The sequence below is a fragment of the Zoogloea oryzae genome, from assembly GCF_030161255.1.
In the GTDB taxonomy this organism is placed as follows: domain Bacteria; phylum Pseudomonadota; class Gammaproteobacteria; order Burkholderiales; family Rhodocyclaceae; genus Zoogloea; species Zoogloea oryzae.
The window spans coordinates 1-11,912 of record NZ_BSPX01000014.1; the positions used below are offsets into that span (position 1 = coordinate 1).

Sequence of the window (11,912 nt, forward strand, 5' to 3'; positions counted from 1 at the left end):
CGCGGCCACGGGCGCGGGGGCTGCGGCGGGCGCGGCGGCCGGCGCTTCGGCGACTTCGGGCTCTTCGTCGGCGATGATCGGCGCGGGCGCCTGCAGGGATTCGACTTGCGCGGCGTTGGCGGCCAGCTTCGGCTTGTCGAGGAAGGCGTTGAGCACCTGATCCGCGCCGCCCAGGCTGGCCTGCACGGCGCTGCCATCGAAGATCCGGCCATTGGTGCGCAGCACGCCCTCTGCGTACTCGAAGCTGCCCTTCAGGCTGCCGTCCGGGCCCTGGGTGAAACCCATGGCCTGCACCGTCTGCAGCTTGCCGGCATCCAGCACCTTGCCCTTCAGCACCATCTCGCCGGAGGCCTTGAGCATGTTCGCCAGGGAGATCGGCGCCGACGCCGACATGGACTTGCGGGCCTCGACCATCAGCTTGCCCTCCAGGCTGCCCTGGCCCACCGTGCCGGCGAGCTTGGGAATGCCGAAGGAGAAGCCCTGGGTCATCAGGGTGCGCAGGGCCTTGCGGAAGGTTTCGTCCTCGTCCGAGGTCATGTTCTGCAGGCCGCAGGTGTCGCCAAACAGGCGACTGATGGTTTCGATGCTGCGCTTGTCGAGATCGCGGATCGCCATCTCGAGGGTCAGATCCTTCACCGTCTCGCCGCCGAAGGACGCGGCACGCAGGCTCTCGGTGACCTGGGCGTTGAGGCGCTCGCCATCTTCGGTCACCAGGGTGGCGTGGCGGAAGCCTTCGGCCGAGCCGTGGCTGGTGGCGATGCGCTCGATGGACAGCGACGACGAGCCGGTGCCCAGGTAGCGGTTCTTCAGATCCACGTCGAGGGCGATCTTGCCCAGTTCGACGGCTTCGCCGTTGCCACGGGTGAGCAGCTTGTCGATGCCCCAATTGACCGCCAGCGCGGTCTTGCCGACGGCGAGGTTGCCGCTGGAGGGCGCGATGGTGAGCTTCTGGCCGCCCTGGTCGAGGGCGAGCTCGGGCAGCGACATGGCCGAGCGGAAATCGCCGCCGTAGCTCACGTCGCCGTTGCCCTGCAGCTTGAGGCTGGGGCCGAAGAGCTCGGCCAGCGCGGCGGCGAGTTCGCCGGTGGGCTTGGCGCTCCAGGTCACGCGCAGGGGCGCGGAGGGCAGCACCAGGTTGGCGAGGGAATATTCGACCTCCAGCGCCGGGCGCTGGCCGCCCTCGCCACTGGAACACTGATCCACCACCTCCAGCCCGAAGGAGCCGGTGGCAGAGAACAGCCCGCTGCTGTGCTGAAGATTGCGCACGCGCACCCCGGTCTCGGACGAGGGTTTGGCGGCGAAGGCCCGTATCTCCCGTTCGGCCACGCTGCCCACATAAACGCTGGCACCGAGCCAGCCTGCCACAACGATGCCGATACCGCCGGCTGCGATGAGAATTTTCTTGTTGTCCTTGCTCATGTCGTTCTCCCGCCGACGGGCGGCGCAAATGGAAAGATCGCGTACGAAACGCACGAGAGAAGGCGTCAGGACGGCTGACGGGATCAGCGAACGGCCTGGATCGGCAAGACACGAGGAGAAAGTGCGGACAGCACGGAAAACCGACGCGGGTGCGAACGCACCAGCGCTGAGGGAACCCGGCCATCCTTCCTGGGTGCAGGTTAGGATCCGAAGCTTTGCGTCCGGGGTTCTCACCCCGTTTGCCTTTTTCTCGTAACTTGATCTTACAACTTGTGGCGCGAGCGCGGGCCGACTTTTGTCACGGCGCCCCCACCAGCGCCATGCAATCAGGCTGCGACGGCCAGCCCATCCAGATGGCGGACGATCTCGTCGAAGCCCGGCCGTAGCGCCGGCACCGCCCCGAGGCAACGCGCAGCGAGGGCCGCCAGCCCGTCGCACAGCACACCGGGTGCCGTGCGCTCGGCCAGTTCTTCGAGCAGGCAGCCGAAGGCGCGTACCTCCATCTGCTCAAGCCGGCGGGCGCGGGCCGGGTCGGCCGGCGAGACGAAGGACGCCGCGCCGAAATCGCCCAGAAAAACCCGCCCCTCCCCGTCGTGCAGGATGTTGTGGGCGTACAGATCGCCATGCACGATGCCCCGCTGATGCAAATGCGCAGCGGCGGCGGCGATGCCCCGGGCGATGGCGAGCGCCGTGGCGGGCGTGAAGCGGGCATCCGCGGGATACACGTCACGGGTGCAGGTGTCGAGGCTGGGCGGCCCGGCGAGGCTGCGGAAGGCGGGGTCGATGAGCGCCATCACCAGCCCGGCGGTGTCGGCCGGATGGCCGGTCACCTCGCCCAGCACCGGGATCAGCTGCGGGTGGCTGCCCGCCCCCACGCAGGCGGCCCGCTCGCTGGCCGGCAGGCCGTCGCTGGTCACTTCGCCCTTGAAGAGCTTCACCGCCACGGCCCGCGCGCCTTCCGGCGCCGACCACGCCGCCCGGTGGATCACCCCGGACGCGCCTTCGCCCAGCACCCCGTCAGTCGCCAGCGCGACCCACGGCACCGGCCGGGTGTGAGCCTCGGCCTGCCAGGCGGCGTCGAGGGTGGCGCAGAAGGGATTGCCGGCATAGGCCAGCCACGCCAGCCGGGGCAGATCGAGCAGCCAGTCGGGGAAGGCGGCGATGCGGTTGGCGGCGATGCGCAGCAGCTCGAGGGACGTGCACGCCGCCATTTCCGGCGGCAACGCGGTGAGCCGGTTGCCCGCCAGCGCCAGCTTGCGCAGCCCGGTGCAGCGGCCGATGCCGGCGGGCAGGGTTTCGATGCGGTTGTCGGTGAGGATCAGCCAGCGCAGGGTGGGCGGCAGGGCGGCGTCCGGCACGGTGTGCAGCCGGCACGACTTGAAGCCGATCATCTGCAGCGCGGGGCAGCGGCCCAGCACCTCGGGCAGCACCTCGAAGGGGTTGCCCGAGCAGAACAGCACCCGCAGCCGGGTGAGCCGCGACAGGTCGTCCGGCAGGGTGGTGAGTTCATTGCCCGCCAGATCGAGGATCTCCAGCGTATCGGCGAGCTCGAAGATTTCCCGCGGGAAATCGCGCAGGCCGCAGGCGAGCTTGAGGTGACGGGCGCCGGCGAGCGCGCCTGCACGCAGCTGTTCGAGGGTGTGCATCGGGGCAGAGGATGACGACGTGGTGGGCAAGCGGCGATTCTAGCGGTCGGCCGGTCGCCAGACGCTCGAGAATTACCCACATCCGGTGCCGGCGGGCGCGCCATTCAGGCGCCCTGGGGGGCCAGCTTGCGCGTCACCCGCGCGCGGCTCTCGCGCTCTTCGTGCTGGGCGCGGGCCAGCATGCTCTCCTCGACGAAGGTCATGTGCCGGCGCACCGCCGCCTGGGCAGCCACCGGGTCGCGGCGCTTCACCGCGTCCCAGATCGCCGCGTGCTGCTCGCGCAGCTCCTGCCAGTCGTCCTCCAGCCGGCGCAGGTGGCGCAGGTTGCGGTCGATGTGGTCGTGAGTCACACGGAACAGGCTGGCGGTGAGGTGGCCGATCATCACGTTGTGGGCGGCTTCAGCGATGGCCTGGTGGAAGGCCAGATCGGCCCGCACCTGCTCTTCGAAAACCTCGGCCGACGGCCCCTGGGCGAACAGCCGCTCGACCCGCGCGTAGGCCTCGCCGATGCGCTGGATGTCGGCGTCGGTGGCGCGGCGGGCGGCCAGGGCGGCGGCCTCGGATTCGAGCATGCCGCGAAACTCCAGCAGGTCCACCTGGATGTTGGGGTGCTGGCGGAGCATCTCGCCCCACGGGTCGGTGAAGCCGGCGTCGAGCCGGTCGGTCACATAGGTGCCGCCGCCCTGGCGGCTGTGGAGCAGGCCCTTGGACACCAGCTTCTGGATCGCCTCGCGCAGCGACGGGCGCGACACGCCCAGCTCGGCGGCCAGCTCGCGCTCGGGCTGCAGGCGATCGCCGGGCTTGAGGGCGCCTTCGAGGATGCGCCGTTCGAGTTCGTGGGCGATGGTGTCGGAGAGCCGCTGGACGGCGATTTTCGCCATGGTCATTTCACCCTAAAAATTGGTCTTACCAAAATACTAACTCCAAGTCTTGATGAACCTCAAGCCAGCAGGGCGTAAAACCTAGTCGTTTACCCCTAGATCACCCAAAAATCAGTGGTTTGACTTATGTAGAGGATTGACTTCGACGGGGCGCGCGGGTAGATTTTTCCTCAGCGGTTTAATTGGTCTTACCAATTTACCGACACCATCCAGAATCATCTGGCCAATAGCCGCAGCGACGGAACAGAATTCCGTTTCCAAGCGGCAAGGACTGGAGGAGACCCATGAGCAGACCGACCCACGGCGCCGGACACTCCGCGCGCACTTACCCCCCGCGCCCGCAGGCGGTGTATTTCTACGCCACCTGTCTGGTAGATCTCTTCGTGCCCGAGGCGGGCATGGACGCCATCACCCTGCTCGAGCGGGAAGGCGTCCGGGTGATCTTCCCCGACAACCAGACCTGCTGCGGCCAGCCGGCCTTCACCAGCGGCTTTCCGGCCGAGGCGCGCGAAGTCGTCGCCGCCCAGCTCGATCTCTTCCCCGAGGACTACCCCATCGTGGTGCCCTCCGGCTCCTGCGCCGGGATGATCCGCTGGCACTGGGAGAAGGTGATCGGCGACGACGCCGGCCTGGCCGCCCGCGCCGCCGCCATCTCGGCCCGCACCTTCGAGCTCGCCGAGTTTCTGGTGCATGTGCTCGACTTCAAGCGCCCCGACCAGGGCGAGCCAACCACCGTCGCGCTGCACACCTCCTGCTCGGCCCGCCGCGAGATGGGCACGCTGCTGGTCGGCCGCGAGCTGCTGTCACGCCTCGGCAACGTCAGCCTGGCGATCCACGATCACGAATCCGAGTGCTGCGGCTTCGGCGGCAGCTTCTCCTTGAAGCACCCGGACATCTCCACCGCGATGGTCACCGACAAGGTCGCCTCCCTGAAGGCCACCGGCGCCAAGCAGATGGTGACCGCCGACTGCGGCTGCATGCTCAACATCACCAAGCGCGCCGCCCTCGAAGACCAGAACGCCGGCCGCGCCACGCCGTCGCTGCCCGGCGAGCACCTGGCCACCTTCCTGCTGCGCCGCACCGGAGGAAAGCAATAATGAGCGCCCGCGACCGCATCCTCGCCAAGCTGCGCGGCGCCCAGCCGGCCACGCCCAACCCGCTGCCCAGCCTCGACGAACACTTCGCGCCCCGCGCCCGCGGCGAATCCGTCGCCGAGCGCGCCGCGCGCTTCAAGGCCGGCATCGAGGCCTTCCACGCCGAAGTGCATTTCTCCACCGAAGCCGACTGGCCCGCGCTGCTGGCCCGGCTGTGCGTCGAGAAGGCCGTCGGCACCCTGCTCTACGGCGATGACACCCCCGCCGGCCGCCGTCTGGATTCCACCACCTTCGCCGGCACCCAGCTCCGCCCGTGGGCCGGCAAGGTTGAAGACCTCAAGGCCGACCTGTTCCACCGCGTCGGCGCCGGCTTCACCCAGGCCCGCGGCGCCATCGCCGAGACCGGCAGCCTGATCCTGTGGCCGTCCGACGCCGAGCCGCGCACCCTGTCGCTGGTGCCGCCGGTGCACTTTGCGCTGCTCGACGCCCGCACCATCCAGCCCACCTTCTTCGACGCGATCCGCGCCGAAGGCTGGTCGGCCGGCATGCCGACCAACGCGCTGCTGATCTCCGGCCCGTCCAAGACCGCCGACATCCAGCAGACCCTGGCCTACGGCGCCCACGGCCCGAAGGAGCTGATCGTGATCGTCACCCACGCCGAAGGAGAGCCCCAATGAGCGCGCCCAACGCCAGTGCCGACACCGGCAAGCCGATCGCCTTCGTCTCCGCCAAGCAGCTTCGGGAGCGGATGCACGATGCTGTGAACGACGCCCACCTGCGCAGCAGCTTCCGCGGCGCGATGGATTTCCTCATGGCCAAGCGCGCCGCCCAGTTTCCCGACGGCGACGAGCTCGATTCCCTGCGCAGCCTGTCCGAAGCCATCCGCCAGTACAGCCTTACCCGCCTGCCGGATCTGCTGGAGCAGCTCGAAGCCAATCTCACCGCCAACGGCGTGAAGGTGCACTGGGCCGAGACGCCCGAAGAAGCCAACGCGATCATGCTCGGCATCGCCCAGCGCCATCAGGCCAAGCTGATCGTCAAAGGCAAGTCGATGGTGAGCGAGGAAATCGAGTTCAACCACGCGATGGAAGCCGCCGGCGTGGGCGCACTCGAATCCGACATGGGCGAATACATCGTCCAGCTGGCCGGCGAGAAGCCCTCGCACATCATCATGCCGGCGATCCACCAGACCAAGCAGCAGATCGCCAAGCTGTTCGCCGAGCACATCCCCGGCGTGCAATACACCGACAACGTGGACGCGCTGATCCAGATCGGCCGCCGCGTGCTGCGCGAGAAGTTCGAGATCGCCGACATCGGCCTCTCCGGCGTCAACTTTGCCGTGGCCGAAACCGGCACCCTGTGCCTCGTGGAGAACGAAGGCAACGGCCGGATGTGCACCACGGTGCCCAAGGTCCACATCGCCATCACCGGCATCGAGAAGGTGGTCGAGAAGCTGGAGCACGTGGCGCCGCTGTTCTCCATCCTCACCCGCTCGGCCACCGGCCAGGCGGTGTCCACCTACTTCAACATGATCTCCGGCCCGCGCAAGGCCACCGAGAAGGACGGCCCCGAAGAGGTGCACCTCGTCCTCCTCGACAACGGCCGCTCCCAGGCCTACGCCGACGAACAGCTGAGAAAGACGCTGCAGTGCATCCGCTGCGGCGCCTGCATGAACCACTGCCCGGTCTACACCCGCATCGGCGGCCACGCCTACGGCACCACCTACCCCGGCCCCATCGGCAAGATCATCTCGCCCCACATGATGGGGCTGGAGCAGACCCACCTGCTGCCCACCGCCTCCACCCTGTGCGGCGCCTGCGGCGAAGTCTGCCCGGTGAAGATCCCCATCCCCGAGCTGCTCATCCGCCTTCGCGAGGAGGCCCAGTCCGAACCCCACGCCAACCCGGCGATGGTCGGCCAGGGCGCCGGCTACAGCGCACTCACGACTTTCGTCTGGCGGATGTGGGCCCGCGTGTACAGCCGCCCTGGCAGCTACCGGGCCTTCAGCTGGCTGGCGAGCCGCTTCCGTGCCCTTGCGCCGAAGAATCAGGCCGGCTGGACCGCCGCCCGTACGCCCCTGACACCCGCTCCGCGAAGGCTGAGGGACATGGTCCGCGACCGACGATAGCGGCCTGATCCGCCCCGGGGCGACATCCGTCGCCCCACCCCCACTACCGCCCAAACCGAAACCTCATCCCTGACGGGAGGACCCGCCATGTCCGCTCTCATCGACGCCCTGCGCCAACGGCTGCCCGCCCACCGCGTGATTACCGACGAACTGCGCCGCCTTGCCTACGGCACCGACGGCAGCTTCTATCGCCTGATCCCCGAGGTCGTGGCGGAGGTGGAAGACGAAAACGAAGTGCGCGACGTGGTGGAGCTGGCCCGCACCCACAGCCGGCCGGTCACCTTCCGCGCCGCCGGCACCAGCCTTTGCGGGCAGGCCGTCACCGATGGGGTGCTGGTGCTGCTGGGCGAAGGCCTCGCCACCTGCCGCATCGCCCCGGACGGCGCCACCGTCAAGGTCGGCCCGGCCATCGTCGGCGCCGAGGTGAATCGCCGCCTCGCCCCCCTGGGCCGCAAGATCGGCCCCGATCCCGCGTCGATCAACGCCGCCAAGATCGGTGGGATCGCCGCCAACAACAGCTCCGGCATGTGCTGCGGCACCGCCCAGAACAGCTACCGCACCCTCGCCTCGATCCGCGTGCTGCTGGCCGACGGCACCGTGCTCGACACCGGCGACGCCGCCAGCCGCAACGCCTTCCACGCCAGCCACGGGATGCTCCTCGACAGCCTCGCCCGGCTCTCCGACGAGGTGCGCGCCAACCACGCGCTGGCCGAGCGCATCCGCACCAAATACAAGATCAAGAACACCACCGGCTACAGCCTCAACGCGCTGGTGGATTACTCCGACCCGATCGACATCCTGTCGCACCTGATGATCGGCTCGGAAGGCACCCTCGGCTTCATCTCCGAAGTCACCTACCAGACCGTGCCCGAATACGCCCACAAGGCCAGCGCGCTGGTGTTCTTCGCCGACATGGAGACCGCCTGCCGCGCGGTGGTCGGCCTCAAGCAACAGCCGGTGGATGCGGTCGAGCTGCTCGACCGCGCCTCCCTGCGCGCCGTGGCCGACAAGCCGGGCATGCCGCCGCTCCTCAAGACCCTGGCCGACGGCGCCACCGCGCTGCTGATCGAGACCCGCGCGCCGGACGCCCCCGATCTCCAGCGCCGCATCGACGCCGTGCTGGCCGAGCTCGCCCCCTACCCGCTGATCGAAGCCCCCTCCTTCACCACCAACCCGGCCGAGATCGACCGCCTGTGGAACGTGCGCAAGGGCACCTTCCCGGCCGTGGGCGCGGTGCGCAAGCCCGGCACCACCGTCATCATCGAGGACGTGGCCGTAGCGGTGCCGGATCTCGCCGCCGCCTGCCTGGATCTGCAGCAGCTCTTCGCCAAGCACGGCTATACCGAAGCCATCATCTTCGGCCACGCGCTGGAGGGGAACGTCCACTTCGTGTTCACCCAGGATTTCGGCATCGAGTCCGAAGTCGCCCGCTACGCCGCCTTCATGGACGACGTGTGCGCGATGCTGGTCGAGAAGTACGACGGCTCGCTGAAGGCCGAGCACGGCACCGGCCGCAACATGGCGCCCTTCGTCGAGCTCGAATGGGGCACCCAGGCCTACGGCCTGATGAAGGAGATCAAGGCCCTGTTCGACCCGGAAGGCCTGCTCAACCCCGGCGTGATCATCAACGACGATCCCCAGGCCCACCTCAAGCACCTCAAGCCCATGCCCGCCGCCGGCCAGCTCTACGCGCCGGTGGATCGCTGCATCGAATGCGGCTTCTGCGAGCCCCAGTGCCCGTCCCACGGCCTCACCCTGTCGCCGCGCCAGCGCATCGTCGGCTGGCGCGAGCTCTCGCGCCGCCAGGCCGCCGGCGAGGCGCCGGGCCAGCTGGGCGAGGATTACCTCTACATGGGCCTCGACACCTGCGCCACCTGCGGGCTGTGCTCCACCGCCTGCCCGGTGGGCATCGAGACCGGCGCCCTGACCCGCGCCGTGCGCGGCGAGAACCTCTCCGGCGTGGCCCGCCAGCTGGGCAAGCTCGCTGCGGATCACTTCGGCGCCACCCAGGCCCTGGCCCGCACCGCGCTCAAGGCCGGGCATCTGGCCGAAGCCATCGTCGGGCCCAAGGCCCTCGGGCGCCTCACCGGCGGCAAGTGGAAGGAAGGCATGCCCACGCCGCAGCCCCTCACCTACCGCGCCACCCGCAGCGACGGCGACAAGGTGGTGTACTTCCCCACCTGCGCCGGCCGGATGTTCGGCGCCGACACGCCCGAGCACGCTCTCTCGGCCACTGTCATCCGCGTGCTGGAACGCGCCGGCTACGCCCCGATCATCCCCGAAGGCGTCAACGAGCTGTGCTGCGGCCAGTCCTTCGCCAGCAAGGGCATGGCCGACGACGCCGACCGCAAGTCGGCCCAGCTCGAAGCCGCGCTACGCAAGGCCAGCGACAACGGCAAGTACCCCATCGTGCTCGACGCCAGCGCCTGCAGCCTGCGCATGAAGACCTTCCTCGCCGAACGCCTGCCGGTGTTCGATCTGGTGGAGTTTGCCCACGACGCGCTGCTGCCGCGCCTGATGCTCCAGAAGAAGTCCGACCCGGTGCTGATCCACCTCAACTGCTCGGCCCGCCGCATGGGCTTCGAGGGCAAGTTGAAGCAGCTCGCCGCCGCCTGCGCCGTGCAACCCGTGATGCCGCCCGAAGTGAAGTGCTGCGGGTTCGGCGGCGACCGGGGCTTCGTGGTGCCGGAGCTCAACGCCCACGCCCTTCGCAAGCTCGAGGTGCCCGCCGGCTGCTGCGGCGGCTATTCGAGCAACCAGACCTGCGAGATCGGCCTCACCAACGCCACCGGACTGCCCTACCGCTCCATCGTCCATCTGCTCGACGAATGCAGCGAGGAGGCCGCGCGCCTCGCCACCTGCTGATCCCCGGACACCGAAAGAACCCGTCTCACCCCAATCCGAAACACCCGCATTCACCAAAGGAGGAAACACCGAATGCAAACCTGGATGCAGATTTACGACCCCGCGGGCAACCTATGGTTGTCGTCGCTGGTCGCCGCGCTGCCGATCATCTTCTTCTTCGTGGCCCTCGCGGTGCTGCGGATGAAGGGGCACATCGCCGGCACCATCACCGTCGCCATCGCCCTGGCGGTGGCCATCTTCTTCTACAAGATGCCGGTGGAAATGGCATTGGCGTCGGCCGGCTACGGCTTCCTGTACGGCCTGTGGCCCATCGCGTGGATCATCATCGCGGCGGTGTTCCTCTACAAGATCACCGTCAAGACCGGGCAGTTCGACATCATCCGGGCCTCGGTGGTGTCGATCACCGATGACCAGCGCCTGCAGATGCTGCTCGTCGGCTTCTCCTTCGGCGCCTTCCTCGAAGGTGCGGCCGGCTTTGGCGCCCCGGTGGCGATCACCGCCGCGCTGCTGGTGGGCCTGGGCTTCAACCCCCTGTACGCCGCGGGCCTGTGCCTCATCGCCAACACCGCCCCGGTGGCCTTCGGCGCCATGGGCATCCCCATCATCGTGGGCGGTCAGGTGACCGGCATCGACCCGTTCAAGATCGGCCAGATGGCCGGCCGTCAGCTGCCGCTGCTGTCCGTCATCGTCCCGTTCTGGCTCGTCGCCATGATGGACGGCTGGCGCGGCATCAAGGAAACCTGGCCGGCGATCATCGTGGCTGGCCTGAGCTTCGCCGTCACCCAGTTCTTCACCGCCAACTACATCGGACCTGAGCTGCCGGACATCACCTCCGCGCTGGTCAGCCTGATCTGCCTCACCGTGTTCCTGAAGAACTGGAAGCCGAAGCGCATCTTCCGTTTCGACAACAAGGCCAACGCCGAGCGCCCCGCCGAGAAGCACTATGAGTTCGGTCAGATCGCCAAGGCCTGGTCGCCCTTCCTGATCCTGACCGTCATGGTCACCATCTGGAGCCTCAAGCCCTTCAAGGCCCTGTTCGCCAAGGACGGCCCGCTGTACTCGCTGGTGTTCCAGTTCCCGGTGCCGATGCTCGACAAGCTGGTCATCAAGATGGAACCCATCGTCGCCAAGGCCACGCCTTACGCCGCGGTGTACAAGCTCGACATCCTCTCCGCCACCGGCACCGCGATCTTCCTGGCCGCGCTGATCACCATGGTCGTGCTGGGCATGCGCACCAGCGAAGCCGCCAAGACCCTGAAGGAAACCGTGATCGAGCTGAAGCGCCCGATCTACTCCATCGGGATGGTGCTGGCCTTCGCCTTCGTGGCCAACTACTCCGGCCTGTCCGCCACCCTGGCCCTGCTGCTGGCCGGTACCGGCGTGCTGTTCCCGTTCTTCTCGCCCTTCCTGGGCTGGCTGGGCGTGTTCCTCACCGGCTCCGACACGTCGTCCAACGCGCTGTTCTGCTCGCTGCAGGCCACCACCGCGCATCAGGTCGGCGTCTCCGACACCCTGCTGGTGGCGGCCAACACCACCGGCGGCGTGACCGGCAAGATGATCTCCCCGCAGTCCATCGCCGTCGCCTGCGCGGCCGTCGGGCTGGTCGGCAAGGAATCGGATCTGTTCCGCTTCACCCTCAAGCACAGCCTGATGTTTGCCGCCATGGTGGGCATCATCACCACGCTGCAGGCCTACGTGTTCACCTGGATGATCCCGTAAGCCAAGCACGACAAGTTTCAGGATGGGGATTGCGTTCCCCTGGGAGCCTCGACGGCGGCCGGAGAAATCCGGTCGCCGTTTTTTTCATCCCGCTCCGGCAAGGCGGCGCCCCACCGGTCGTCGCACCACCCGGCCACTTTGCCGGGCTAAACCTTGCTGG

8 protein-coding genes and 1 riboswitch are annotated in these 11,912 nt (G+C 68.3%); of the genes, 5 read left to right on the forward strand and 3 right to left on the reverse strand.

Annotation, left to right across the window (positions count from 1 at the left end; translation table 11 throughout):
- From QQK25_RS06590 to QQK25_RS06600, 3 genes are all read right to left on the reverse strand, one after another.
- A partial coding sequence (locus QQK25_RS06590) for a DUF945 family protein (RefSeq protein ID WP_284187217.1) occupies window positions 1-1,419 on the reverse strand: 1,419 nt, incomplete at its 3' end.
- Between the two features lie 167 nt (window positions 1,420-1,586).
- Window positions 1,587-1,673, reverse strand: a riboswitch (cyclic di-GMP riboswitch).
- Between the two features lie 72 nt (window positions 1,674-1,745).
- Window positions 1,746-3,095: a leucine-rich repeat-containing protein kinase family protein gene (locus QQK25_RS06595; RefSeq protein WP_284187218.1), complete on the reverse strand. Its 1,350-nt coding sequence runs from the start codon at window positions 3,093-3,095 to the stop codon at window positions 1,746-1,748.
- A 74-nt stretch (window positions 3,096-3,169) separates the two neighbouring features.
- Window positions 3,170-3,946: an FCD domain-containing protein gene (locus tag QQK25_RS06600; protein WP_284187219.1), complete on the reverse strand. Its 777-nt coding sequence runs from the start codon at window positions 3,944-3,946 to the stop codon at window positions 3,170-3,172.
- A 284-nt stretch (window positions 3,947-4,230) separates the two neighbouring features.
- Between QQK25_RS06600 and QQK25_RS06605 the strand changes: the two genes are divergently transcribed.
- From QQK25_RS06605 to lldP, 5 genes are all read left to right on the forward strand, one after another.
- Window positions 4,231-5,043, forward strand: a complete 813-nt coding sequence (locus tag QQK25_RS06605) for a (Fe-S)-binding protein (RefSeq protein ID WP_284187220.1) — start codon at window positions 4,231-4,233, stop codon at window positions 5,041-5,043.
- The gene (locus QQK25_RS06610) at window positions 5,043-5,717 is read left to right on the forward strand and encodes a LutC/YkgG family protein (RefSeq protein ID WP_284187221.1); all 675 of its coding nucleotides are present in this window, start codon (window positions 5,043-5,045) and stop codon (window positions 5,715-5,717) included. Before QQK25_RS06605 ends, QQK25_RS06610 begins: the two co-directional genes overlap by 1 nt.
- Window positions 5,714-7,168: a LutB/LldF family L-lactate oxidation iron-sulfur protein gene (locus QQK25_RS06615; RefSeq protein ID WP_438696428.1), complete on the forward strand. Its 1,455-nt coding sequence runs from the start codon at window positions 5,714-5,716 to the stop codon at window positions 7,166-7,168. The genes QQK25_RS06610 and QQK25_RS06615 overlap by 4 nt, the downstream gene beginning before the upstream one ends.
- An 87-nt stretch (window positions 7,169-7,255) precedes the next feature.
- Window positions 7,256-10,033 carry an FAD-binding and (Fe-S)-binding domain-containing protein gene (locus QQK25_RS06620; protein ID WP_284187222.1) on the forward strand — a complete coding sequence of 926 codons (2,778 nt, stop codon included), beginning with the start codon at window positions 7,256-7,258 and terminating at the stop codon, window positions 10,031-10,033.
- A gap of 72 nt (window positions 10,034-10,105) precedes the next feature.
- On the forward strand, window positions 10,106-11,752 hold the full coding sequence (lldP, locus tag QQK25_RS06625) for an L-lactate permease (RefSeq protein ID WP_284187223.1): 1,647 nt from the start codon (window positions 10,106-10,108) through the stop codon (window positions 11,750-11,752).
- Window positions 11,753-11,912: the final 160 nt, after the last annotated feature.

What these genes read in the sequence shown, in the direction of transcription:
- QQK25_RS06600 (WP_284187219.1), bottom strand. Translation starts at nt 3,946, where the DNA reads ATGGCGAAAATCGCCGTCCAGCGGCTCTCCGACACCATCGCCCACGAA.
- QQK25_RS06605 (WP_284187220.1), top strand. Translation starts at nt 4,231, where the DNA reads ATGAGCAGACCGACCCACGGCGCCGGACACTCCGCGCGCACTTACCCC.
- QQK25_RS06610 (WP_284187221.1), top strand. Translation starts at nt 5,043, where the DNA reads ATGAGCGCCCGCGACCGCATCCTCGCCAAGCTGCGCGGCGCCCAGCCG.
- QQK25_RS06615 (WP_438696428.1), top strand. Translation starts at nt 5,714, where the DNA reads ATGAGCGCGCCCAACGCCAGTGCCGACACCGGCAAGCCGATCGCCTTC.
- QQK25_RS06620 (WP_284187222.1), top strand. Translation starts at nt 7,256, where the DNA reads ATGTCCGCTCTCATCGACGCCCTGCGCCAACGGCTGCCCGCCCACCGC.
- lldP (WP_284187223.1), top strand. Translation starts at nt 10,106, where the DNA reads ATGCAAACCTGGATGCAGATTTACGACCCCGCGGGCAACCTATGGTTG.